Source organism: Bradyrhizobium sp. CCGB20, from assembly GCF_024199855.1.
In the GTDB taxonomy this organism is placed as follows: Bacteria; Pseudomonadota; Alphaproteobacteria; order Rhizobiales; family Xanthobacteraceae; genus Bradyrhizobium.
In genome coordinates this window covers 2,084,496-2,109,839 of sequence record NZ_JANADN010000001.1, presented here as the reverse complement: position 1 = coordinate 2,109,839, position 25,344 = coordinate 2,084,496, and the positions used below count along the sequence as shown (strand labels likewise).

Annotated in this window: 20 protein-coding genes; 8 read left to right on the top strand and 12 right to left on the bottom strand. The window is 64.4% G+C overall.

The window, feature by feature from the left end; genetic code table 11:
• Positions 1 to 72: 72 nt before the first annotated feature.
• The 8 genes from NLM15_RS09625 to NLM15_RS09590 all read right to left on the bottom strand — a co-directional run bounded on the left by NLM15_RS09625 (position 73) and on the right by NLM15_RS09590 (position 9,206).
• Positions 73 to 1,467 (bottom strand): BatD family protein, encoded by a 1,395-nt coding sequence (locus NLM15_RS09625; protein ID WP_254116723.1) that lies wholly within the window; start codon positions 1,465 to 1,467, stop codon positions 73 to 75.
• Complete coding sequence (locus NLM15_RS09620; protein WP_254116722.1) at positions 1,464 to 2,987, bottom strand: VWA domain-containing protein; 1,524 nt, start codon at positions 2,985 to 2,987, stop codon at positions 1,464 to 1,466. Before NLM15_RS09620 ends, NLM15_RS09625 begins: the two co-directional genes overlap by 4 nt.
• The gene (locus tag NLM15_RS09615; protein WP_254116721.1) at positions 2,980 to 3,978 is read right to left on the bottom strand and encodes a VWA domain-containing protein; all 999 of its coding nucleotides are present in this window, start codon (positions 3,976 to 3,978) and stop codon (positions 2,980 to 2,982) included. Before NLM15_RS09615 ends, NLM15_RS09620 begins: the two co-directional genes overlap by 8 nt.
• A complete protein-coding gene (locus NLM15_RS09610) occupies positions 3,971 to 4,462 on the bottom strand; it encodes a DUF4381 domain-containing protein (RefSeq protein ID WP_254116720.1) in 492 nt (163 codons plus the stop codon). The genes NLM15_RS09615 and NLM15_RS09610 overlap by 8 nt, the downstream gene beginning before the upstream one ends.
• Positions 4,455 to 5,390, bottom strand: a complete 936-nt coding sequence (locus tag NLM15_RS09605; RefSeq protein ID WP_254116719.1) for a DUF58 domain-containing protein — start codon at positions 5,388 to 5,390, stop codon at positions 4,455 to 4,457. Before NLM15_RS09605 ends, NLM15_RS09610 begins: the two co-directional genes overlap by 8 nt.
• Positions 5,391 to 5,448: 58 nt before the next feature.
• Entirely contained in the window at positions 5,449 to 6,459 is a 1,011-nt protein-coding gene (locus NLM15_RS09600; protein WP_254116718.1) for a MoxR family ATPase, read from the bottom strand.
• Positions 6,460 to 6,546: 87 nt separating this feature from the next.
• A complete protein-coding gene (locus NLM15_RS09595) occupies positions 6,547 to 8,187 on the bottom strand; it encodes an arylsulfatase (protein ID WP_254116717.1) in 1,641 nt (546 codons plus the stop codon).
• An 11-nt stretch (positions 8,188 to 8,198) separates the two neighbouring features.
• A complete protein-coding gene (locus NLM15_RS09590) occupies positions 8,199 to 9,206 on the bottom strand; it encodes a formylglycine-generating enzyme family protein (RefSeq protein WP_254124194.1) in 1,008 nt (335 codons plus the stop codon).
• Between the two features lie 567 nt (positions 9,207 to 9,773).
• On the opposite strand from NLM15_RS09590, the gene NLM15_RS09585 reads away from it, so the two are divergent.
• Together NLM15_RS09585 and NLM15_RS09580 are read left to right on the top strand one after the other, a co-directional pair.
• Positions 9,774 to 10,442: a hypothetical protein gene (locus NLM15_RS09585; RefSeq protein WP_254116716.1), complete on the top strand. Its 669-nt coding sequence runs from the start codon at positions 9,774 to 9,776 to the stop codon at positions 10,440 to 10,442.
• 19 nt (positions 10,443 to 10,461) lie between these two features.
• Positions 10,462 to 12,609 carry an adenylate/guanylate cyclase domain-containing protein gene (locus tag NLM15_RS09580; protein ID WP_254116715.1) on the top strand — a complete coding sequence of 716 codons (2,148 nt, stop codon included), beginning with the start codon at positions 10,462 to 10,464 and terminating at the stop codon, positions 12,607 to 12,609.
• Between the two features lie 26 nt (positions 12,610 to 12,635).
• On the opposite strand, the gene NLM15_RS09575 is transcribed toward NLM15_RS09580, so the two are convergent.
• Together NLM15_RS09575 and pobA are read right to left on the bottom strand one after the other, a co-directional pair.
• Entirely contained in the window at positions 12,636 to 13,700 is a 1,065-nt protein-coding gene (locus NLM15_RS09575; protein ID WP_254116714.1) for an SDR family oxidoreductase, read from the bottom strand.
• Between the two features lie 173 nt (positions 13,701 to 13,873).
• Positions 13,874 to 15,046 (bottom strand): 4-hydroxybenzoate 3-monooxygenase, encoded by a 1,173-nt coding sequence (pobA, locus tag NLM15_RS09570; RefSeq protein ID WP_254116713.1) that lies wholly within the window; start codon positions 15,044 to 15,046, stop codon positions 13,874 to 13,876.
• A gap of 51 nt (positions 15,047 to 15,097) precedes the next feature.
• On the opposite strand from pobA, the gene NLM15_RS09565 reads away from it, so the two are divergent.
• The gene (locus tag NLM15_RS09565) at positions 15,098 to 16,003 is read left to right on the top strand and encodes a helix-turn-helix domain-containing protein (protein ID WP_254116712.1); all 906 of its coding nucleotides are present in this window, start codon (positions 15,098 to 15,100) and stop codon (positions 16,001 to 16,003) included.
• Between the two features lie 358 nt (positions 16,004 to 16,361).
• Entirely contained in the window at positions 16,362 to 16,973 is a 612-nt protein-coding gene (locus tag NLM15_RS09560; RefSeq protein WP_254116711.1) for an NYN domain-containing protein, read from the top strand.
• Between the two features lie 24 nt (positions 16,974 to 16,997).
• On the opposite strand, the gene pcaG is transcribed toward NLM15_RS09560, so the two are convergent.
• Both pcaG and pcaH read right to left on the bottom strand, forming a co-directional pair.
• Positions 16,998 to 17,624, bottom strand: a complete 627-nt coding sequence (pcaG, locus tag NLM15_RS09555; RefSeq protein WP_254116710.1) for a protocatechuate 3,4-dioxygenase subunit alpha — start codon at positions 17,622 to 17,624, stop codon at positions 16,998 to 17,000.
• Positions 17,625 to 17,627: 3 nt separating this feature from the next.
• Entirely contained in the window at positions 17,628 to 18,416 is a 789-nt protein-coding gene (gene pcaH, locus NLM15_RS09550) for a protocatechuate 3,4-dioxygenase subunit beta (protein WP_254116709.1), read from the bottom strand.
• A gap of 94 nt (positions 18,417 to 18,510) precedes the next feature.
• On the opposite strand from pcaH, the gene NLM15_RS09545 reads away from it, so the two are divergent.
• The 4 genes from NLM15_RS09545 (at position 18,511) to NLM15_RS09530 (ending at position 25,339) form a co-directional block, all read left to right on the top strand.
• Complete coding sequence (locus NLM15_RS09545; protein WP_254116708.1) at positions 18,511 to 19,437, top strand: LysR family transcriptional regulator; 927 nt, start codon at positions 18,511 to 18,513, stop codon at positions 19,435 to 19,437.
• 119 nt (positions 19,438 to 19,556) lie between these two features.
• Positions 19,557 to 20,861 carry a nicotinate phosphoribosyltransferase gene (gene pncB, locus NLM15_RS09540; protein WP_254116707.1) on the top strand — a complete coding sequence of 435 codons (1,305 nt, stop codon included), beginning with the start codon at positions 19,557 to 19,559 and terminating at the stop codon, positions 20,859 to 20,861.
• A 248-nt stretch (positions 20,862 to 21,109) separates the two neighbouring features.
• A complete protein-coding gene (locus NLM15_RS09535; RefSeq protein ID WP_254116706.1) occupies positions 21,110 to 22,423 on the top strand; it encodes a GGDEF domain-containing protein in 1,314 nt (437 codons plus the stop codon).
• 258 nt (positions 22,424 to 22,681) lie between these two features.
• Positions 22,682 to 25,339: an autotransporter domain-containing protein gene (locus tag NLM15_RS09530; protein ID WP_254116705.1), complete on the top strand. Its 2,658-nt coding sequence runs from the start codon at positions 22,682 to 22,684 to the stop codon at positions 25,337 to 25,339.
• Positions 25,340 to 25,344 lie beyond the last annotated feature (5 nt).

The following is a 25,344-nucleotide window of genomic DNA, read 5'->3' as shown; positions in this document are numbered from 1 at the left end:
ATTGTTGGCTAGCGCAGGTGATACCGAGTTTCGATCGTCCGTTCCGTCTGAAATGGTCTCCTTGTGCTTCGCTTATCTGGCGGGCCTTCTGTTCTGATCTGCAGCGACGTGCGAAGTTCCAACCGGATTCAAAAATTTGGGCAGGCCTGCCGCGTCACGGTGGCCGGCACGCGGACGCAGCCGATGGCGAGCAGCGGACACGTGGCGCAATAAATCGCGCGGGGACCAGCGGGCCGGGTCGCGTCGGCTTGCAAACAGTTTCCTCTCGAGCGCCCCGAGTTGCCGATCCAGCTCCGGATCGCGCGCAGCGGCCTTGAAGTCCCGGGCCGTGAGGGACGGTGACGCTGCGTCGACGTGCGGCAGCCATTCGAGCAGCGCAAAATACGATCTTCCGGCGTCGCGATGACGGATCGCGCGTCGCAATCGTCGGAATGCAAACGCCTCCGACCGGAGATAAGCCGCGTGCCGGCGATGGAAATCCATCGCCGCGCGGCGAGCGATACGAGGTGCGAACCAGGCCAGCACGGCAGCAACGACCGCCAGCAGCAGCGCAGTCAGCCAGTGATCCGTGACAAAATCGGCGATGCGGTCCCAATTCCGCTCCTCATTCGAGCCGACCGCGAAGGTCGAGCCTGCCGCTGCCGCGACGCCCTTGACCGGCACGGCATCGAGATGCGCTTGTTCGACCTTGCCGCTCCCGACATTCCACCAGCCTATATCGGCGGCGGGCAGCAAATAGTCGCCCGCACGCTCCACCATGTAAGTCGCGGAGTCGACGCGGGTCGACGTCATGACGTCGGTGCGTCCGTCGACCTTGTCATCGAGCTTCGGCTGCGCCGGATAGAGCTTTAGGCCGTCGATAACCGGGAATTGCTGAGGGGGCAGCAACATCGCCGGCGTGCCCTCCGCCCTGATCGTGATCGTCCGGGTCACGGCATCGCCGGCCTTGAGCGGATCGGCCGAGCGCTTGATGTCCTGCTCGACGGTCAAGTTGCTGGCCGACACGAACGGGTTGAGCGTGCTTGCCGCATCCGGGATGAACGCCTCGAATGAAGCCGGCGGCAGCGCGAGGTTCACGTCGCGAACGGCAGGTGGCTCGGCCGCATATTTGATCCTGACGCTCTGGCCTGCCACGGCATAAGAGCCCGGTTCCTGCGGCGAGATCGCGTATTCGAAGCGTACCCCTGCATAGGACACACCGTCGCGCTGCTCGTTGGTGTTGACGCTTTGCAATTGCCGAGTCACTGCGTTACGAACCTGGAAGTCCGGCAGTTCGGGCGGCGACGTCATGTAGTTTGGCGCCAGGACCAGGATGCTCAGCGTCGTCGGCTGCCCGACCACGATTCGTGGCGGGTCGATCGTCATCTGCACGATCGGATCGGGCGTCACAGCCTGTTGCGCGCGCGCACCCTGCGACTGGAGCGCACAGCCGAGCAGCACAGCGATGGAGCCCACCCAAGCTCTCATTGCGATGCCCTCCCTTGTGCCGGAGCGGCCGCCTGGATCGCAAACTTCAGCTTGAGGAAGTCTGCTGGCGAGGTCTGGACCTGGCGCATCCAGGCTTCGGCCGCGCCGGCCGTCGTGACGTCCTGCGGCGTGACAGTGATCCGCTTGCCGCCCTTCTGCTTGGGATCAACCCGCATTTCGTCCGCCTTCAGGTCGGGCGGCGCGGCGTCGTTTTGCTCCTGCTTGCGGCGCTTCTCCTCCTGCGCATCCAGCGCCGCCTGCACGATGGCGCGATTGGTCTTCGCGGCGGCATTGCCGGGCTCTGCCTTCAACACCTCGTCGTAAATCTTGAGTGCCTTCTCGTAGGCATGATTTTGCGCCTGCGCATTGCCGAGTGCGAATTTGCCCTCCAATGTGTCGACCTTCGCGAACTCCTCGGCTGCGGCGATGAAATCATAGCTGCGGTAGGCCGAGATGCCGCGCCACATCGGATCAGCGAACAGGGTCTGCGCGGCGCGGTAATCGCCGCGGTCGAAGGCGAGCCGCCCCTGCTGATCCGGCGTCAGCCACAGGCTGGTGAACCGCGATGCCGTCTCGGCGCGCGACGGCGTTGCGTGCGAGACGAGGCAGAGAGCGAGAATCCAGGCCACCGTCGTGCCGCGCCGGAACCAGAGCAGGCTCAACAATGCCAGCAACGGCAGCAGCCAATAACCCTCGTCGCGCCATTGCGTGCCGAACGCATCGCCCTGGGCGGCCTGGAAACGTGTCTCGATCCGCCGTTCGAGCCGCGCGATGTCGGTGCCGTCGATGCTGACCCTGACGGCATCGAAGCCGGCCGGCAATGGAGAGGCGTCCGCGCTTACCGCCAGGACGACGAGATTGTTGCGCCCGGCCGCCTGACGCACCGTGGCCGCATCGGCAGCGCCGAAATCGTCGGCGACCAGCAGGATGGTTCCGGCAACGGGCTCTGACGCCAGCGCATTCGCAGCCAGCGAGGTCGCCGCGACGACGTTCTTGCCGTCAGTCGGCATCAATCGCGGAGCCAGTGCGGCCAGGAACGGCGCGATCACGGAGCGGTCGTCGGTCGGCGGCATCACCAGATGCGCGGTGCCGGCATAGGCGACGAGCCCCGTCCTGGCGCCGGCGCGCGCCGCAAGCAGATCGCTGATCTTCTGCTTGGCACGTTCGAGGCGGGAGGGCGCGACATCGGTCCCGCTCATCGACGAGCCGACGGCGAGCGCAATCATCAGCGGCGCCTTGTCTTCGACAAAGGGCGGCAATTCACGTCGCCACGTCGGCCCGGACAGAGCGACGATGCCGAGCGTCAGCGCTCCAGCGACCAGATAGAGCGGGTCGATGTGGCGTCCGCGCTGCGGCCGCACGATCAGATGGGTCAGGAGATGGGGCGCGATCACCCCGCCCCATTGCGCGCCCGCGCTTCGCCGGCGAAGCAACACGGCAAACACGATGGCAAGCGGGATCAGCGCCAGAAGCCAGAGCGGGCGCAGGAGATGGAAGGACATCGTGGCCGCCTCAGGCATGGCTCACGCTCCTCATCCGGCGCCATTCGCTTCCGAGCAGAAGCGCGAGCCACAGCAGCAGGCCGAGCACGACAGCGGCGCCGAGCGGCCATTGAAACAGCGGCTGCTTCGGCCGCCACGACTGGGTCTGTAGTTTTGCGGGTGCCAGCCGGTCGATGTCGGCATAAATCGCCTGGAGCTGGGCACCGTTTTCTGCCCGGAAGAAATGACCACCGGTGGTGCCGGCGACCTGTTGCAGGACGCCGAGATCGACGCGGTTTTCGCCGGAGGCTGCGGGATCTCCGACGCCGATCGTGTAGACGGTGACGTCGTTCTGATGGGCGATGTCGGCGGCGTGTTCGGGCGGAACGCGGCTTGCCGTGTCGTTGCCGTCGGTCAAGAGCACCAGCAGCTTCTGCTTAGATGTGCTGGCCGCGAACGTCTTGATGGCAAGGCCGATCGTATCGCCGATCGCCGTCTGCTGGCCCGCCATGCCGACCGCAGCTTGATCGAGCAGTTGCTGCGCGGTCTGAAGGTCCTGGGTGAACGGCACCTGCACATACGCCCTGGTGCCGAACAGGATCAAGCCAATACGATCGCCCTTGCGGCGGGCAATGAAATCCCTGAGCACGCGCTTGACGCCATCGAGACGGGTGAGCGTCGTGCCGTCCGGCGCCTTGAAGTCGCGCTGGTCCATCGACCCTGATATGTCGATCGCCAGGATCAGGTCGCGTGCGGACACATCCCGCGTCACGGCATCGCCGACCCATTGCGGCCGTGCCAGCGCCACAACCAGCAGCGCCCAGATCACCGCGGCCGCGATCATCTGCACCGCCCGGCGCTCCAGAACGACGGCGCCGCGCTGTGGTGTCTGACCGGTCGCCGCTGCCAGCCTGTCGAAGAACGGCACCTGGATCGACGCCTGCCGCGCCCGGTACGGCGGCAACAGCCACCAGACCAGGATCGGCAGCGGCAACAACAGGAGCAACCATGGCCAGGCGAATTCAAGCATGGTGCCCCCTGATCCAGCGGCGGACGAGGTGGACCAGCGATTGCAGCTCTGCTCCCTCGGGCGGGAGCTGCCGATATGGACCGCTCACGAGCAGGCGACCGACGCCATGCGAGAATTCGTCACCGCCATAGCTGCGATCGAGGAAGGAGAGCCATGCCGGCCCGACCAGGGGCGCGACTTTCTCCCGCGGGAACGCGGCGAGCGCCGTGCGCCGCACCAGCATCGTCAGCCGCGACAGCAATTCCGACGGCCCCGCATTGCCGGCATGCTCGATCCCTTGCAGCTCTGCGAGCGCCTCGCGACGATATCGGTTGATGTGGCGAAGATGCGCATAGCGCCAAGCCGCAACGCTGACGGCGGCAACCAGAAGCACGATTGCGAGCCACGCCTCCCAGGTTTGCGGCCAGAGGCTCACCTCGCGCGGCAGCGCGATGTCGATCAAGCCGGCCACGGGATCAACAGCTGCGGTGGAGCCATCAGCCAAGGGCTGCCTCCGTCTGGCTGTGCGCGGCCGTTCGGCCCTGACGCGCCGGCAGTCCACCGAGCAGGCGGCGGAGCTGTGCAGCGGTGTCCTCCGCCGCGCTCAGTGGCAGCACGGGGATTCCGATCTCGCGGGTCCAGTCGAAGATGCCCTTCAGGCGATCCTGCGTGGCCTGCGACACGCTCTTGCGGACGCTGGCGCGCCCGACATCGAGCCGGATCTGCAATTCACCGTCGGTCACGGTCATGCTGGCCGATGGCGGCAGATCACTTTGCAGGGGATCGTGGACGAGAGCTGCGATCACGTCGTTGTGCCGGGCAAGGGCCTTAACCAATTCACGAGTCGTCGTGTCCGCGCCGTCGAAATCACTGATGATGACGATGACGGCGTCGTGCGGTGCACGGCGGCGAGCATGATCGAGCGCGGTATTGAGCATTGCCGGCGCCGAGACCAGTCCGCGCCCGACACCTAGCGCCTGGTTCTGCGCGACGATGGCGGCCAGGATCTGAAGCACGGTCGCGCGGCTGCGCCGTGCCCTCACCTCGACAAGCTCACGGTCACCGAACACGACCGCGCCGGCACGGTCCCCGGCGCCCAGCACGCGCCATGCCCCGATCGCCGCGGCCTCCGCCGCTGTCACCGATTTCATGGCGCGCCGGCTGCCGAAGAACATCGACAGGCGCTGGTCGACGACGAGGATCGTCTGCCGGTCCCGCTCTTCGTTGAAGACGCGGATATGCGGCTTCTGCAGACGCGCCGTCACCTTCCAGTCGATTGAGCGGACGTCGTCGCCGGCGCGATAGTCCCTGATCTCCTCGAAGTTCAGGCCGCGGCCACGCATGCGGGAAGCGAAGCGGCCGGAGAGCAGGCTATGGACCGGCTGGCGCGGCAGGAAGGAGACTTTGCGTCCGCGATATTCGAGCGCGATCATGTCGTCGAGATCGACATAGACACCGGGCAATCTGGCTGATGTCTCGCTCATGTCCGCCTCAGGCCGTCGCGACCAGTTCGGTGATCTTGTCGATCGCCTGATCAGGCGTGACACCCTGCGAGATCGCCTCGTAGCTGAGGATGATGCGATGCCGCAGACAATCGTGGATCACCGCCCGAACGTGATCGGGCGTCACGAAGTCATACTCATCGAGCCAGGCGCGGGCGCGCGCACAGCGGTCGAGCGCGAGGCTGCCGCGCGGGCTCGCGCCGACCTGGATCCATTTGCTCAGGGGCTCGCCATAGCGGCCGGGGAAACGCGTCGCGTAGACGACGTCGACCATGTACTTCTCGGCGAGATCCGACACGAAGATGCCGTCGATCTCGCCGCGCGCGTCCAGGATGGCCTGCTGAGGAATCGGCGGCGGCTCCGAGGAATGATCCTTCGGGGCTTGCGCGTTCTCGGTGCGGTTGAGCCGGATGATCTCGCCTTCCGTGGCCTCGTCCGGATAGGTGATGACGACATGCATCAGGAAACGGTCGAGCTGCGCTTCGGGCAGCGGATAGGTCCCCTCCTGCTCGATCGGATTCTCGGTCGCGAGCACCATGAACAGATCGGGCATCTTGTAGGTCTTGCCGGCGACGGTGACCTGACGCTCCTCCATGGCCTCGAGCAGCGCGGACTGCACCTTGGCCGGCGCGCGGTTGATTTCGTCGGCGAGCACCAGGTTGGCGAAGATCGGTCCCTTCTGAAACTCGAACTGGCCGCCCTTGTCGGTCTGGACGTAGATCTCCGCGCCGGTCACATCCGACGGCAACAGATCCGGCGTGAACTGCACGCGCGACAGATCCGCCGCGAGATGCTTTGCGAGCGTCTTGACCGCGCGCGTCTTGGCAAGGCCGGGCAGGCTCTCGATCAGCAGGTTGCCGTTGGCGAGAAGCCCGATCAGCATGCTCTCGACCAGATGATCCTGCCCGAGCACGGACTTACCGATGCGCGACTTCAATTCGAGCACAGCATCGCGGGCGGGTGAGCTCTTCGAAGGTTTTGGGTCTGTCACGGCTCTCATCTGATTCATACGCTGATTTTTTATTGTTGCGGATCAGGAAGAGCTCCGGTCGCCGGACACGGCGGCCGGATGCAAGCGTTTGAAGCGCTATTTCGGCGCGGTCTTATCGAGCGACTTCATCAGCCCTTCGACCATCTGGTCGATGCTGAAGCTCGCCGAGCGCTGGCTTGGCGGGTAGTCCTTGAAGGTCTGAAGGAATGGAGCCACGCGCCAGGTTCCGTACTGGATCAGATAGGCGTTCTTCGCGAACCAATCGTAGTATTGATCGGACACTACGTCGGCACGCTCGAAAGGATCCATCCGCAAGTTGAACATTTTCGGCGCGCGCAAGCAGGTGAATGGGTTCGCCCAGACCTCGAAGCCGCCCGGCTTGCGCTGCTCGCAGAACACGATCTTCCAGTCGTTGTAGCGATAAGCGACCAGATCGCCGTCGTCGTTGAAATAGAAGAACTCGTTCCGCGCCGACTTCGGCTGCTGTCCCGTCAAGTAGGGCAATTGATTGTAGCCATCGAGATGAACCTTGAAGTTCTTGCCGCCGAGATCGGTACCCTTCAGCAGGCGGTCCTTGACGTCGGTGTCGCCGGCCGCAGCCAACAACGTCGGAAACCAATCGAGACCCGAGACCATCTCGTTGGAGACCTCGCCGGCCTTGATGCGGCCGGGCCAGCGGATCATCGCGGGAACGCGGAATGCACCTTCCCAGTTCGTGTCCTTCTCGCTGCGGAACGGCGTCGTCGCAGCGTCCGGCCAGGACCACTGGTTGGGGCCGTTGTCGGTGGTGTAGACAACGATGGTGTTGTTGGCGATGCCGAGTTCGTCGAGCGTCTTGAGAAGCTTGCCGACGTCGCCATCGTGCTCGATCATGCCGTCGGCATATTCATTGCCGGGCATGCCGCTCTGTCCCTGCATCGAGGGACGCACGTGGGTGAAGGCGTGCATGCGCGTGGTGTTCATCCAGGTAAAGAAAGGCTTGTTGGCGCGCGCCTGCCGCTTCATGAAATCGATCGCGGCGTCCGTGGTCTCGTCGTCGACCGTTTCCATCCGCTTGCGGTTCAGCGGTCCTGTGTCCTCGATCTTTCCGTCGGCCGAGGCCTTGAGCACGCCGCGGGGTGAATTGCTCTTGGTGAACGTTGTATCGTTCTTCGGATAATAAGGCCGCTCCGGCTCTTCCTCAGCGTTGAGGTGATAGAGATTACCGAAGAACTCGTCGAAGCCGTGCTTGACCGGAAGATATTCGTCGCGGTCGCCAAGATGGTTCTTGCCGAACTGGCCAGTGGCGTAACCGAGCGGCTTGAGCGCCTGCGCGATCGTCACGTCGCGGTCCTGCAATCCAACCGCCGCGCCGGGAATCCCGACCTTGCACAAGCCGGTGCGCAGGCAGACTTGTCCGGTGATGAAGGTGGATCGGCCCGCTGTGCAGCTGTTCTCAGCGTAGTAATCGGTGAAGATCATGCCTTCGTTGGCGATCCGATCGATGTTCGGCGTCTTGTATCCGACGAGGCCCCGCGTGTAGGCGCTGATATTGGATTGGCCGACGTCGTCTCCGAAGATGACAAGGATGTTCGGCTTGGCCGTGTTCGGCTGCTGCGCGATGGCTGACGTGTCGATGAGAGGACTCAGGCTTGTGGCAACCAGAGCCGCACGGAGCAGACCACGGAATAGCGACTTTCGGCTCTTGTCAGTTTCGTTTGCGCAAGTCTTGGCCGTCTCCTTCACGTCACTTCCCATTTTGATACTCCCTACTTCCCCGAAGGTACCGGTGAGCTGGCGTCAGCAGGTATCCGCACCACGCAGCGAAAGCCGACGTGACTTGTTGAGGTATCGATCGGCTCGGCGTGCCTTGCAGCGGGGCGGTAACGTCGGCAGTAGTTGGGGGCACACAGATGCGAACCGCCCTTCAACACTTTCCGCGGGATGCGTATGGTTGGTTGACATGGATCAAAGCTCGCATCCTCATTTCCGCCGCGCGGATTGCGTGGAATGCAACACGGCTTTGCCGCATCCGCATGGTGCTTTGACGACCACCAGTCCGCGGTCCACTCCCAGACATTGCCGATCATGTCGTGGAGGCCGTAGCCGTTCGGCGGGAAAGCCAGGACAGGCGAGGTGCGCTCGAACCCATCCTCACCGATGTTCTGGACGGGAAAATTGCCCTGCCAGATGTTGGCCATGTGCTTGCCGCCCGGCATCAGCGCATCACCCCAGGCAAACTCCTCGCCGTCGAGGCCGCCGCGCGCAGCGAACTCCCATTCGGCTTCCGTCGGCAGCTCCTTGCCAGCCCAGCGGGCGTAGGCGGCCGCGTCGCTATAGGAGACGTGGACGACGGGGTGATCGTCGAGGCCCTTGATGTTGCTGCCGGGGCCATAGGGATGTCGCCAGTTGGCGCCGCGCATGAACGACCACCACTGGCTCCAGTCGGAGAGATCGGTGATGCGCGGCAGCGGCGAGAACACGAGCGAGCCGGCGTAGAGCATCTCCTTCAGCGCGCCGGGATAGTCCTTGGGGTCCGGAACGATCTGCGCTTCGGTGACGTGGCCGGTCGCGTTGACGAATTGCTTGAACTGCCGGTTGGTGACCGGCGTGCGGTCGATCCAGAAACCATCGACGGAGACGCGATGGCTCGGCGCCTCCTCAGGGTAATGATGGTCGGATCCCATACGGAAGGTCCCGCCGGGAATGAAGACCATCTCGCCGGTCTTCACATTATCCGGCAACCACTCGCAGTGATCCCGATCCGCCCGCAACAACATGGTGGAAACTCCGATACACGCATGCCACCCGATGCTACGGCGCGGACTTCAGCAGGCGTCGACGGCGGCACGTTGCCCGGCATTCTGGACGCATCGCCCTTGTCCCCTCTTTTTGGCGCTCGGGGGTGAAGATGAAAGACGCCGCGTTGCGTCAGCATCTCTTCCTCTTTCGCGCGCGTTTTTTTTACCAATCGGCAAAACCCCGCCGCGTGCGCCCTGCCGTTCGCGGAGCGCCTCCGACCAAATTCGCCAACGTTACAAACGGTATCCGAAGATTGGACTGCTGTGATGTGCAGTTTGTGCCAGCACGCCGGACCGGCTGGTGAGGCTTAACGACCCAGGTCCTGCGCGAGCGCGCTCCGGCACGACAACGGTTGAGGGCCTCATTAGCCCCCGCCAAGCCGGCAATCCCTGGGTGCAGATTCCGTTCACATTGAACCTATCTGGGATAAAGTGCACCAATATCTAAGAGTGATTCTGGTCACACTTGCCTGGACGTTCCGCTGCTAAGCATGGGGCCAGGTTGGGACCGGTCATACATCGGTCAATTGGATGAGAATTCCCATGAAAAGCCTGATCGGCGCCGCAGTCGGCGCGCTCTGTCTTGCGGCCCCCGCTTTGGCGGAGACCCCGGCCGCGATCGTCGAGGACGTCCAGGGCAAGGTCGATGGCATCGCGTTCATGGACTATGTGGCGCCGGGCAAGATCATCAAGCTCGGGCCCAAGGCCAGCATCACGCTCAGCTATCTCAAATCCTGTCAGCGCGAGACCATCAGCGAGGGTGTCGTCCTGGTCGGTGCCGAGCAGAGCACCGTGCAGCTCGGCGAGGTCAAGCGGGAGAAGGTCCCCTGCGACACCAATGCGGCAAAACTGTCGGAGCGCGAGGCGAACCAGAGCGCCGCGACGACCTTCCGTACCATGCGGTCGGACTCGAAGGGCGCGCCGGCCAAGCTGCCGACGCTCTACGGCGTCGCCCCGCTGGTGCAGGCCAAGAGCGGCAGCACGCTGGTGATCGAGCGCACCGACGGCAAGGAGCCCACGATCAGCGTGCCGCTCAAGAACGATGTCATGATCGGCGGCAAGTTCTACGACTTTGCCAAGGCCGGGAAGTCGCTGACCCCGGGCGGCAGCTATCTCGCCATTCTCGGCGCCAAGCGCTATGCCTTCCAGGTCGATGCCAGCGCCACATCGTCACCGACGCCGATCGTCGGCCGCCTGTTGCGGCTCGAATAGGCAGCCTAGCGACGGGGCGATGCGGCGGATCGGCAAGCGGGACATCGTTGCGGCGATCCTGATTGCGCTCATTGCGGGCGCGGTCTTCACGTCGCCGCCGCTCCAGGCGCTGCAAGGCCTGTCGCTCGATATCCTCACGGCCCTGCGCGGCAAGCTCATCGGTGACCGCCGTGATCCCGCGACATCGCCGGTCGTCGTCGTCGCGATCGACGGGGAGACCTATGACACTCCGCCGTTCAAGGGCTCGCCGACGCAGACCTGGACGCGCGAGATCGGCCGGGTGCTGGGAAGCATCACCGAGGGCGGCGCCAGGGTGATCGGCTTCGACGTGATCTTTCCGAGCTCGATCGAGCAATCGGAGATTCCCTTTGGCGACGCGCCTCTTGGCACGCGCATGAAGGGGTTTGACCGGGACTATCTGATCGCGCTCCGGCAACTCTCCGACAACGGAAAACTGGTACTCGGCGAGATCCTGAGCAACGACCATCCGGACAGACCTTACCGCGCGCAGCAATTGGCGGTGCGAACCAACATCCGCGCACTCAATGTCCATACCGACGCGGACGATGTCATCAGGCGAATGCCGCTCAGCTTCTCGATCGACGGCAAGCCGGTGCCCGCCATGGCCGTCGAGCTCGCGGCGCGTGCGCTCGGCGGAAAGCCCGAGATTGCGCCCTCCGGTGCGACCGAGCTGTCGGGCTACGCAATCCCAAGTGCAGTGCCGAACACGCTGACACTCAACTTTCGAGGGCTGGGCCGCGACGTTCCGACCTATTCATTCGCCGATCTGCGCGCCTGCGTCGAAAAAGGCGACCACGAATTCTTCCGCCGCGCCTTCGACGGCAAGGTCGTGCTGCTCGGCACCATCCTCAATTTCGAGGACCGCAAGCTCACCTCGATGCGCCTGGCCGGCGGGCATGACGGCGCGCCGGCCGCGCGATGCGCCCTGCCCGGCCCGGCAAGAATCGCAAAGGCTCGCAGCGACGTCGCCGGTGTCTTCGTGCACGCGGCCGTCGTCCGAAACCTGATCGAGCGCGATGCCGTGACCGAACTCGGCTTTCCGCTGCGGACCATTCTTACGATCGTGTTCGCGGCGGTCATCGCCTGCGCGGCCTGCATGCTGGCACCGAGCGGCGCCCTCATTGCCTGGTTCGCCCTCACCGCGGTTTACGCCGCCGTCGCCGTCGGCGCATTCGTCCACGCCCTGGCGCTGCCTTTGACCGAGCCTGCGCTCGCGAGCCTTGCCGCACTCGCGATGATGATCGGCTATCGCTTCGTGCTGGCCGATCGCGACGAACGCTTCCTGCGCAAGAGCTTTGCCTTCTATCTGGCCCCGGAAGTGATCAACACCATGGTCGCTTCCGGCAAGATGCCGGCACTCGGCGGCGAGATGCGCAACGTCACCATGTTCTTCTCCGATCTCAGCGGCTTCTCCTCCATTGCCGAGACGATGACGCCGGGCGAGCTGGTGACGCTGATGAACGAATATCTCTCCGCCATGACCGACATCATCGAAAGCCATGGCGGTTACGTCGACAAATATATCGGCGATTCCATCGTCGCCATGTTCGGCGCGCCGGCCGACGATCCCGCGCACGCGCGCAACGCGGTGCATGCCGCGCTGAAGTGCCATGAGAAGCTCGCGGACCTCAACGCCAACAATCCGGCCTTCGCCGGCCACGGCCTGTCGCACCGCATCGGCCTCAACAGCGGCGAGGCCGTGGTCGGCAATATCGGCTCACGGCGCCGCTTCAACTACACCGTGATGAGCGACACCGTGAACGTCGCCTCCCGCCTGGAAGGCGCCAACAAATATTACGGCACCGCCATCATGGCCTCGGAAACGACGATGGCGCAGACCGGCGACACCTTTGCCTGGCGCGAGCTCGATGCGATCAGGGTGATGGGCCGCGGCGAGGCGATCAAGGTGTTCGAGCCGCTGGCGGACAAGGGCGCAGAGAGCGCGGAGCAGACGAAGGTGGCCGCGGCGTATGCGGACGGGCTGGCCTGCTGGCGGACAAGGGAATTTGCGAGGGCGGCTGAGGCGTTCGACGGCGTCGCGAAAATCGACCCGGCGTCGGCACTGTTCGCCAGGCGCGCGAAAGCCCTCACCGCAAATCCACCATCGCCAGAGTGGACGCCGGTCAATACGCTGGAAGGAAAGTAACGGTTTCTCACCCTTCGTCAGAAGGCTCAAGGAATCACGTTCGCGGCGCGCAACCTGCTGAAGAGATCGAAAAAACTATCGTCCGTCGCCTGATATTCGAGGAAACCGAGCTTGCGGCTCTTGCTCATATCGGTGACGACTTCGATAGGTCGGCCCAAGTCGGCATCGGTATGCCATGCCGACGAAAGGACGGAGAGGTCGCTTTCGACGAGATCATACTTGCGCGCAATATCAGCCCATATCCGGCTTGAATCGGCAAGCTGCCGCTGAAGCGGCGAAATTTCGTCTGGAAAGGGGGCGGGCTGCAACCCGAACCAGTCGGCCAGTCGCGCCCACATCCAGCTCCATCGGAAGACATCGCCATTGACGACGTTGAACGCCTGGTTTCGCGCCGTCGTCGTCGTCGCGGCCCATTCCAGGTGCCGCGCCAGCAATCTGGCATCCGTCATATCCGTCAAGCCAGTCCATTGCGTCGCCGAGCCGGGAAAGAGAAAGGGCCGCCCCGTTTCTCGACAGATCGTCGCGTAGACGGCAAGCGTCGTTCCCATGTTCATGGCGTTTCCGATCGCATAGCCGATGATCGTGTGCGGGCGGTGAATGCTCCAACTGAAGCCACCGCGCCTGGCTGCATCGAATAGTTCGTCCTCCTGCGCGTAGTAGAAGTTCTCGACATCCAGCCGCGGTTGCTCCTCGCGGAATGGCGTCGCGGGCAGCCTGCCTTTACCGTAGGACTCGAACGGTCCCAGGTAATGCTTTAGCCCTGTGACCAGCGCGACATGAGAGAGCGTACTTGCGCCGGAGAGTGCCCGCAGCACGTTGCGCACCATCGCAGCGTTAACGCGGATATTTTCTGCCTCGGTCGGCTGACGCAGCCATGTGGCGAGAAACACGTGGGTGGGACGAAGGCTCGCCAGGATGTCGCAAAGCGAGGCCGGATCCTGCAGATCGGCCGCGATGGCGCGAACACCCTCAAGGTCGCTTGGTGGGCGCCTTGCGAGCCCAAGCACCTGCCAGCCGCGATTGCTAAGATGGCGGGCGAGATTGTTGCCGACAATACCGCTCGCACCGACCACAAGCGCTGTGTTCGTCATCGCCGTGCTTCCTGTTCGGTCGAGGAGGTAGGAACGATCGCACAAGGCAACAGACCATTTCGGCGCCCGTCACCACTTATTGAAAGGGAACCGGCCTGACGGGCGAACTCGCTTCGTGCCGCGAGGAGAGCTCCCCTTCGAAGCGGCAATGTCGGCTAACCGGTCACAAGCCGCTAAAACGGCAGTCCCACATAATTCTCCGCCAGCAGCCGCTGTGCCGTCTCGGACGAAAGCAGGTATTCGAGCTCCGTCTGCTGAAGCCGGTCCTCGTAGTCGAGCCGGTCGGGAAAACGGTGCAGCAGCATCGTCATCCACCACGAAAAACGCTGCGCTTTCCAGATCCGCGCAAGCGCCTTGGCGGAATAACCCGCAAGGCCGGAATCGTCGCCGCGCTGATAATGCGCGAGCATGGCGTGGTAGAGGTAGTAGATGTCGGACCCTGCGCTGTTGAGTCCGCGCGCGCCGGTGGGCGGCACGATGTGGGCGGCATCGCCTGCGAGGAACAGGCGGCCGTAGCTCATCGGCTCGGCGACGAAACTGCGCAGGGGCGCGATGCTCTTCTCGATCGATGGTCCCGTGATCAGGCGGCCGGCAACCTCCTCCGGCAGGCGGCGCTTCAGCTCGGCCCAAAACGCATCGTCGCTCCAGTCCTCCACCTTGTCGGTCAATGGCACCTGGACATAGTAGCGGCTCAGCACTTGCGAGCGCAGGGAACAGAGCGCAAAGCCGCGCGTGTGCTTCACATAGATCAGCTCCGGCGACACCGGTTTCGTGCGGGACAGCACGCCGAGCCAGCCGAACGGATACACCTTCTCGTATTCGCGCAGCACGTCCTTCGGGATCGACTTGCGGCTGACGCCGTGAAAGCCGTCGGCACCAACGACGTAATCGCAATCGATGCGGACGATTTCGTCGTTCGACCGATAGGTCACGTAGGGCCGGTCCGACGTCAGATCGTGCGGGGTCACGTCCTCGGCATTGTGCACGACCTTGCCGCCGAGCCGGTCGCGCGCTTCGTAGAGGTCCCGCGTCAGCTCGGTCTGGCCGTAGACCAGCACCGAATTGCCGCCGGAATGCTTGTGCAGATCGATATGGGAGAGCACGCCGTCATGCGCGATCTCGAAACCGTTGTGGATCTCGCCCTCGCGGTCCATCCGCTCGCCGCACTGCGCCTCGCGCATCAGCCTGGCGAAGCCGTGCTCGAGCACGCCGGCACGGATGCGGGCCAGCACGTGGTCGCGGCTGTATTTCTCCAGCACGACCGTGTCGATGCCCTTCAGGTGCAGGAGCTGGGACAACAGCAGCCCGGACGGCCCACCGCCGATGATGCAGACCTGAACTTTCATTTTTACGTCCTCCCGTCGGTGCGCTTTTTGCAGAAAGGGCGCTGCAAACCGATGGAGGGTTTCGTCTTTGTCTTGTACTATTCGAACATGAGAAGCGCAGCCCCTGCCCCGGCAATCCGAGTCTACAACCTGTTCGGCGAGTCCGGCGATCTGCCCGACGTCGTGCATTGCGAGACGATCGCGTCGCGCTCGGTGCTGCACGACTGGACTCTGGCAGTGCACCGCCATGCCCGGCTGCACCAGGTGCTGCTGATCGAGCGCGGCGGCGGCGAGGCGACGCTCGACGGGCGCGTGGTGCCGCTCCGGCCGATGCAGATCGTCAACGTGCCGGTCGGCCATGTCCACGGTTTCCGTTTCGAGCCTGATACCCAGGGCTGGGTGCTGACCATCGCCGCGGAAATCCTGGACGAGGCACTGCTTGCCTCAGAAGGACTGCGCGGCGCCCTGTCACGATCGGCCGTGGTGCGCGGCACGCCGCAGATCCGCACCACCATGAAGCAGATCTTCGCCGAGCACGCCGCGCGCGATTTCGGCCGCGCGCATGTGCTGCGTGCATTGTCGGCGGCGATGATCGGGCTGGTGGCTCGCGCGCTCACCAGCGAGAGCGGCGGCACCGGCACGGCGGAAAGCGGGCTCTTCCGCCGCTTCGAGACGCTGCTGGAACAGCATCATCTGGAACGCTGGAGCGTTGCCGACTATGCCGATGCGCTGTCGATCACGCCGACCCATCTCAACCGGGTGACGCGGGCGGCGACCGGCGACACCGCCTCGCACCTGATCCTCAACCGGCTGATCCGCGAGGCGCGGCGTAATCTCGTCTACACCAATCTGCCGGTCTCGACGATCGCCTACACGCTCGGCTTCGACGACCCCGCCTATTTCAGCCGCGTCTACGCCGCAGCCACGGGACTGTCGCCGCGCGCCTTTCGCGCGCGGCTCCATGGCGACGAAGGCTGACGCATCGGACGAAAGACCAGGCTTGCCCATCGACCGGAGGCCGCGCTGCGAACCGCATTGGCCCCTGTTGCCGGCGCAGCCACTTACCTTCGTATATGCGGTGCTATCCTTTGGATAGAAGCGCTTAACCTCAGTACAATTGAGCAGGGAATGCGCGCGCCTTAGCGTGGCTGTATTCGGCGCCCTGGCGCTGGTGGCATGGAACCCTCCCTAACCTTGGCGCAAGGCGGCCCCCCGTCCGGTCGCCGGCGCCGCTTTTTCAGCAAGCCATCGGCGCCTTCGGTATCTTCCGGCCGACAGACCGCACCCTGGCGGCTGGATCGGCCGGCTTTCGCGCGGAACGGGAGGTTTGTGCATAATGTCTTCGATTGAGAAGATCGCACTCTTTATCGACGGCTCCAATCTCTATGCCACCTCAAAGGCGCTCGGTTTCGACATCGATTACAGGCGTCTGCTCGGCGAATTCCAAAGCCGGGGTACGCTGTTGCGGGCGTTCTACTACACGACCGTCGTCGAGGATCAGGAGTATTCTTCAATCCGCCCCTTGATCGATTGGCTCGACTATAACGGATACACCGTCGTCACCAAGCTCACCAAGGAGTTCATCGACGCCACCACCGGCCGCCGCAAGTTGAAGGGCAGAATGGATGTCGACCTCGCTGTAAAAGCGATGGAACTCGCCGGGCACGTCGATCAGATCGTGTTGTTCTCGGGCGATGGGGATTTTCGTTCGCTGGTGGAAGCCGTGCAACGCCGCGGTGTCCGCGTGACGGTCGTCTCCACACTCTCCACTCAGCCCCCCATGGTCGCCGACGACCTGCGCCGACAGGCGGACGTGTTCATTGATTTGGCGGAACTGAAACCAAAAGTGGGGCGCGATCCGGCTGGCCGGCCGGGATCGCGCGAGATGCGTCAGCTACCGCAATTCCTCTCGCGCGGAGCGATCGATCGCGGCGACCAGGTGGAGTGATCCTGCGGGACGGCCGCCGATCCCTCACACGTCGAAGAACACCGTCTCTTCCGGCCCCTGCAAATTGATCGTGAAGGAGTACACGACCTTGCCGGCGCGCTCTGTGCGCTTTGCGATCAACGTCGCCCGCCGGGCAGGCTGCTCGATCAGGTTGAGCACCGGGTCGGCGGCGTTCGCAGCCTCTTCATCCGAGAAGTAGAGCCGCGTGTTGAGGCCGATGTTGATGCCGCGTGCAACGATCCAGACATTGACGTGCGGCGCGCATTTGCGCCCCGCCTTGTCGGTGATGGCGCCGGGCTTGATGGTCTCGAAGGTGACGAGGCCGTTGTCGAAATCCGAACCCCCGCGCCCCCAGCCGCGGAAATCCTCGTCCAGCGCGCCGGAGGAGCGGTCTGCCGGATGGTTGTAGCGGCCGGCCGCATTGGCCTGCCAGATCTCGAGCAGCACGTCGCGCAGCGGCGAGCCGCTGCCGTCGAGTACCTTGCCTTCCAGCGTGATGCGTTCGCCCTTGGTGCCCGGCGTCACCAGCACGTTCGAAAAATTCTTCTCGAAGATGTCGAAGCCGGCCATGGCCGGGATAAGTCCGATATGGACGTAGGGCCCGGCGGTCTGCGACGCCGTTTCCTTGAGATAGTTGAGCGGCTGCGGCATGGCTCAGTTCCCTGCGGTGCGATTTTCGAAATAGGTGGAGCGCTGGCCGCGCAGCACGATGTCGAAACGGTAGGCGAGCGAGTCGAGCGGCGTCGAGGCGTTGAGGTCGAGCGGCGCCACGAGGCGGTCGAGCGCGTCCTTGTCCGGGATCGTCGTCAGGATCGGGCAGACCGGGATCAGGGGATCGCCCTCGAAATACATCTGCGTGATCAGCCGCTGCGCAAAGCCCGAGCCAAACACCGAGAAATGGATGTGGGCGGGACGCCAGCTGTTGACGTAGTTGCGCCAGGGATAGGGGCCCGGCTTCACGGTGCGGAAATAATAGTAGCCGGTGTCGTCGCTCAGCGCTCGACCGCAGCCGCCGAAATTCGGATCGACCGGCGCCAGATACGTGTCCTTCCTGTGCCGGTAGCGGCCGCCGGCATTGGCCTGCCAGAATTCGACCAGCGTGTTCGGCACGCCGCGGCCGGTCTCGTCCAGCACGCGGCCATGGACGATGATGCGCTCGCCGACGGGATCGCCGTCCTTGGCGTAGTTGCGGATCAGGTCGTTGTCGAGCGGGCCGAGATCGTTGTGGCCGAACACCGGCCCCGTGATCTCCGAGATCGAATTCTCAAGCGACAGCAGTGCCTGGCGCGGTGAACGCAGCACCGAGGATTTGTAACCGGGCGCATGCGCCGGCGGATGAATATTGCGGTCGCGCTGGAAGAAGCCGCCGTCGCCGAGCGGCGGCGTGAACGGCTCGGGGCGGTTGAGGCGGGGATCCTGCAAGGCTGGCGCCTGGACATTCATCGGCGTTGTCTCTCCCTGGGGCGCCGGTTCCGGGCGCGCGGCTTATCGGGAGATCATGGGCCGCCCTATTCTCAAGATAAATAGATCGATTATAATGAATTATATGAAAGAAATCGATCATTTGGCGCTCGACGGCCACGCCCTCGAACTGTTCCTTGCCGTGCTGGAGGAAGGCTCCGTGACGGCGGCGGCCACGCGACTCGGACTGACGCAATCGGCGGTCAGCCACGGGCTGAACAAGCTGCGGCGGATCGCGGGCGATCCGCTGTTTGCCAAATCCGGCCGCGGCATCGTCGCCACCGCCCATGCCCAGGCCTTGGCTGCGAAGGCGCGGGCGCTGATCGACGAGATGCGCAGCTTTGCCGGCGGCGTCACCTTCGAGCCGGCGCGGGCGCAGCTTTCGCTGACGATCGCAGCCAATGATTTCCAGCGCGACCTGCTGCTGCCGCGGTTCTTCGATCATGTCGCGGCGCAGGTGAAGAGCCTGAACCTGCGCGTGATCCCCTCGCAATCTCCCTCGCCCGCAATGCTGCGCGAAAACCGCTGCGATCTCCTGATCTCGCCGCTGCCGCCCTCCGGCGTCGACATCGTGCAGAAGCGCGTGCTCAGCGATCATTACGTCTGCTACTTCGATCCCAGGGCCCGGACCGCTCCGGCCGGCCGCAGCGCCTATCTCGCGGCGCGCCACGTCACGGTGGTCTATACCGACAACGAGCGGCTCGACTTCGACCGCCGGCTGGCGGCGAACGGCTTCCATCGTGACATCGCCATCTCCGTGCCGAGCTTTTCCGGCGTGCCGCCCTTCCTGCGCGGCTCGCAGATGCTGGCGAGCATGCCGAGCCTGCTCGCCTCCGGCGTGATGCGCGGTTTCGCGCAAACGCCGATTCCACTGGCGTCGCGGACGCGCACGCTGGCCGAGCTGCCGATGTTCATGGTCTGGCATCAGCGCTACCAGAAAGACCCGGCCCATCGCTGGATCAGGGCACAACTGGAGTCTGTGGCTGCAATCGCCGGGAGCTGAATTCGGCGCGCGGATTACGCCCCCGTTCTCCATGCCTCTTCCGCGGTCCGCGCCCATGCGATGGCTCGCCCCCATCAAACCCACTGGTTGCGTCGGGACGGCCACGCTAGAATTGTCCCATGACAGTGACCGACATTGCGAGCCGGACCTACAATCACAGCTGGCGGCTGGATCCCATCATCCGCAGCCTGCTTGATACCGACTTCTACAAGCTATTGATGTTGCAAATGATTCGGGAATCGTACCCGGGTCAGCAGGTGACCTTCTCGGTCATCAATCGCTCGCGCCATGTGCGCCTCGCCGAGACCATCGACGAGGTCGAGCTGCGCGCCCAGCTCGACCATGCCCGCACCCTCCGCTTCACCAAGAAAGAGCTGATCTGGCTTGCCGGTAACACCTTCTACGGCAAGACCCACATGTTCTCGGCGGACTTCATCCGCTGGCTGGCCGAATTCCGACTGCCCGAATACGAGCTGCGCAAGGTCGAGGGCCAGTACGAGCTGCATTTCCACGGACCCTGGACCCACACCACGATGTGGGAAATTCCGGCGCTCGCCATCCTCAACGAGTTGCGATCGCGCGCCGCCATGAAGGGCCGCGGCCGCTTCGAGCTCGACGTGCTCTATGCGCGCGCCAAGGCCAAGCTGTGGACCAAGGTCGAGCGGCTGCGCCAGCTCGAGAATTTGCGGCTCTCCGACTTCGGCACCCGCCGCCGCCACGGCTTCCTCTGGCAGCGCTGGTGCGTCGAAGCGGTGAAGGAAGGCCTGGGCCCGTCCTTCATCGGCACCTCCAACGTGCTGCTCGCGATGGACAATGATCTCGAAGCCATCGGCACCAACGCGCACGAGCTGCCGATGGTGGCGGCTGCGCTCGCCAAGGACGACGAGGAATTGCGCTGGGCGCCCTATCGCATCCTCGACCAGTGGCGCCAGACCTATGGCGGCAACCTCCTGATCGCGCTGCCCGACGCCTTCGGCACCAAGGCCTTCCTGCGCGATGCACCGGAATGGGTCGCCGACTGGACCGGCTTCCGCCCCGACAGCGCACCCCCGGTCCAGGCCGGCGAGGAGATCGTCGCCTGGTGGCAGAAGAAGGGCCGCAACCCCAAGGACAAGCTGCTCGTGTTTTCCGACGCGATGGATGTCGGCTCGATCGAGGAGACCTATCACCACTTCACCGGCCGCGTCCGGCTCTCGTTCGGCTGGGGCACCAACCTCACCAACGATTTCGTCGGCTGCGCACCGGACGGCTCGTTCAATCTCGATCCGATCTCGCTGGTCTGCAAGGTGTCGTCGGTCGACGGACGCCCGGCCGTCAAGCTCTCCGACAATCCGGAGAAGGCCACCGGCATGCCGTCGGAGATCGAGCGTTATTTGCGCGTGTTCGGCGACGCCGGCCGCGTCCGCACGCCGGTGCTGGTCTAGCGCGCCAAACCAAATCTCTCGGTCAGGTAAACCACGCTGGACAAATGCGAGGGACTGGCGCGGCCATTGCCGCGCTGGTTCCGGTTTGCCGGCATTTGAAGCGATCTGTCGGCACCGGCTTCACAACGCTTTCACCCTGCGGCGCAGTCGCCTGCGTCTTTGATGCCCAGTTAAGCAACTTTCTCCACTACTTGGCGTTGCAGGCGCGACGCTCCGCTGGGGTCGTTGAGCGATTTGGGGAATGCAGGGTGTTTCGCAGAACAGCGACGTCGACGAGGAGACGCAGTTTCCTTCACGTCATCAAGCTCGTCTCGCCATTCGTGATGGTCGTCGTGCTCCAGGCGGCAATCGCGGGATTCAGCCTCGAGGTGATGTCATCGGTCCGCGCCTATGTCGCGGGCGAAGCGATGTGGTCGCGGTCACAGAAGAACGCCGTCTACTTCCTCAATCTCTACCTGCATTCGGGCGAGGCGAGCCAGTTCGCGCAGTACCAGACCTCGCTCGCCGTCCCCATCGGCGACGAATACGCAAGGTGGGCCCTCGAGCGCGATCCGGTCGACGTCGAGGCCGCCCGCATCGGCTTTCTGCAAGGCGGCAACCATCCCGACGACATTCCGGGATTGATCTGGCTGTTCCGCTATTTCAACCGCGTCAGCTTCCTCCAGGAAGCGATCCGTGAATGGGCGGCCACCGATCCCATGCTGCTGGAGCTCAGCATCTTCGGCGAGGTCATCCGGTCTGAATTGCAGCACGGCCCCGTCGAGGACCGCGATCGCCTGCGGCTCCTGTCGTCGCGGCTCTCGGAGCTCAACGCGCAGTTCACGGTGCATGCGAAACGGTTCTCTACTGTCCTCGGCGAAGGCTCCCGCGCCATCAAGGTGACGCTGACGTGCATCAACATCGTGGCGGCCGCGACGCTGATCCTGCTCCTGATCTGGCACACGCGGCGCTTGATGCTGCAACGGCAGGCGTTCGAGGATGCGCTGCATGCCGAAAAGGAGCGTCTGGCCTGGCAGGCATCGCACGACTGGTTGACCGGCCTGTCCAACCGCCGCGCCTTCGAGGCGCGCCTGCACAGCGAGCTGGACAACAGCGCAACGGGTTCGCTCGGCCTGATCCTGCTCGACCTCGACCAGTTCAAGAACGTCAACGACAGCTGCGGCCATCTCGCCGGAGACCGCCTGCTCTGCCAGGTCGCGCGCCTGCTGCAACAGGACCGGCGGCCGCATGATCTGGTGGCCCGGCTCGGCGGCGACGAATTCGGCCTGATCCTGCCGCGGTGCCCGCCCTCGAACGCCGTCGATATCGCAGAACGGCTGCGACGGTCGCTCGAGCTGTTCAATTTTGCCTGGGACGATCGCTATTTTGCGGTGACCGCCAGCATCGGCGTCGCCTGCATCGCAGACGGCAACACCACGCTCGAGGATGCGATGCGGCGCGCGGATGCCGCCTGCTATCGCGCCAAGGAAAAGGGGCGCAACCGCGTTCAGGTCGACGGCGGGCGGCCGGACGTCGTGGTGGTCGCGTCACGGACGCGCGAGGTCGTCGCGGCGCAAGGCTGATTGCCGGCTCGGGAAGCCGGGTTCGCCCCAAGCTCTGGCGATGGCGCGCTAATCCGCCTTGGCGCGACAAGGGAAACCGGCGCCCGGCGCAGTTGTGACGCTGCGGCCACATCGCTCTGAAAACGCAGCGTCTTTCACATTTCGACATATCACCTTGCGCGCTGGCCCACGATGGCCGGCGCCTCTCTCGCTAAGCATGGCACTGCCCAATATTTGCGGCGCGATTCCACCGGGACGTGCCGTGAGAGGAGTTCGGAAGTGCCTTGGAATCGTTTGCTGGCCCCGCGCAAGATCGTCCGCTCGAACACGCTTCGGCGGCGCACGCTACTCCTGAGCACCGCGATCGGTGCCTTCGCCGCAAGCAGTTCGCTGCCGTGGTTTATCACGCCGGCGCAAGCGGTGTGCGTGGTGACCGGGAGCGGCACACTAACGACGCTTCAGTCGGGTGATTCAATTAGCTGCATCGGAAGCAACACCCAGATCAAAACAGCCCCCGTGGTCAACAATGTCACCATCAACATTGGCGACGGCACCACGGCGACCACAGTGAGCGACCCCACCTTTGCGAGCGTACTCCTTCAAGCGGCATCCAACAGCGCAATCAGGGTCTTCGGCAACGCATCGGTCATGTCGACCAGCAGCGACGGCATCGCCGTGACCGGTGGCACCAACAATACCATAACCATCGATGCAGGGGCCGTGGTTGGGTCGACGGCTTTCCCCTCGACGAGCCTCGGCCTGGCCAATTCGAGCAACAACCTTGTCGTGATCGGAGGCACGGTTGGAAGCGCCGCTCCCGCAGCCATCGGCATCGGCATCGGCGCCGGGGCGGCGGGCAACCAGGTGAACATCCTGTCGAGCGGCCTTGTCCAGGCCGGCAACGTCGCCGCCATCGATCTCAACAGCGCAGGCAATGGCAACGTCATCAATAATGCCGGCGTGATCTCAAGTGTTAGCACGGCAATCCTCGGCTCGATCAATCAGGACACCGTCATCAACTCGGGCGCGATCACCAGCAGCGGCGTCAGCACGGCTGTCGATCTCAAGGACGGCAGCGACGTCTTCGAATTGCGGGCGGGATCGAACATCACGGGGCGGGTCCTCGGCGGCAACGGAACGGACACGCTGCGTCTGGGTGGGACCGTCAACGCTGCGTTCGACCTCAACACGTTTGGTGTGTCCGGTCAGTTCCGGGAATTCGAGGCTCTGGAGAAGACCGGAAGCTCCAACTGGACGCTGCATGGCTCGACAAACGAATTCGCGACCATGAATGTCCTGGCCGGCACCCTCGAGGTGAGCGGCTCGATGCCCAACATCGCGACGGTCGTGAGCGGCGGCACGCTCAGTGGCAACGGCACCATCGGATCACTCACAGTGCTGTCGGGCGGTACGGTCGCGCCTGGCAATCTCGGTCAACTCTTCGTCAGCAGCAGTGCGGCGTTCCAGTCAGGGTCGACGTACGCGATCTCGGTCAACGCGGCCGGACAATCAGACAAGATTGCCGCCGTGAGCGCGACGCTGACCGGCGGCACCGTCGCCGTCACCACGCTTGCAGGCGCCTACAATCCCTCGACGCAATATACCATCCTCAGCACGACGGCTGGCCTCACCGGCAGCTTCGCGGGCGTGACTGTCAGCGGATACAATCCACAGCTGTTCGCGTCCTCCCTCAGCTATGACGGATTCAACGTTCTCCTGACGCTCAACTACAACAACGCCGGATTCCCCTCCATCGCCCAGACGCAGAACCAGAAGGAAGTGGCCGGCGCACTGAGCGCATTCGGTCCCAATCTGCCCTTCCTCTCGTCTTTCGCAGGCCAGAGCGACGCCCAGCTCCGTTACAGTCTGGACCAGCTTTCGGGTGAAGCGGCGACCGGCGCCCAGCAGGGCGCCTTCCAGTTCACGAGCCAGTTCCTCGGCCTGATGCTCGATCCATTCGTCGGCGGGCGCAGCGCCGTGAGCGCGGGCGACACAGCGCTCGGATTCAGCCCCGAGCGCGCGGCGATGCCTGAAGATATTGCCCTCGCCTACAACAAGGTTCTGGGCGTGCCGCCTGCGAAAGCGCCTGTCTTTGCTGAGCGCTGGACGGCCTGGGGCACCGCGTTCGGCGGCACCAACCGCACCAGCGGCGATCCCGTCGTGATCGGCAGTCATGACCTCAGCGCGCGAGCCGTCGGCGTCGCAGCCGGCGCCGATTATCACTTCAGCCGCGATGCGCTCGTCGGCTTCGCGCTCTCGGGCGGCGGCACCAGATGGGACCTCGCGCAGGCGATCGGCGGCGGCAAGAGCGATGCGATGCAGGCCGGCGTCTACACCGCGGTGCGCACGGGCCCGGCCTATTTCGCCGCCTCGCTCGCCGTGGCCAATCACTGGATGTCGACGGACCGGCTCGCGCCGTTCGGCAACCAGCTCACCGCGAAGTTCGACGCGCAGACCGTCGGCGGCCGCATCGAGGGTGGCTATCGCTTCACCACGCCGATCGGCGGCGTCACGCCATACGCCGCGGCGCAGGCGCAGGCATTTCGCACACCGACTTATACCGAGGCCGATCTCGCCGGCAGCGGCTTTGGCCTGACCTATCGGGGACGCACCGCCAGTGACGTCAGGAGCGAGCTCGGCGCGCGCTTCGATCGCGCGACGCTCCTCACGCCGAATGCGGTCCTGACGTTGCGCGGCCGCGCGGCCTGGGCCCATGATTGGGTGAGCGATCCGACGCTCGTCGCCGCATTCCAGGTGCTGCCCGGCGCGAGCTTCATCGTCAACGGCGCGACGCCGGCAAAGAACGCCGCGCTCGCATCGGCCGGTGCCGAGCTGAAGTTCTCGAACGGCGTTGCGCTATCGGCCAAGTTCGACGGCGAGTTCGCGGCTCGCAGCACCACCTATTCCGGCACCGCGAGCCTGCGATACGCGTGGTAGCCGCG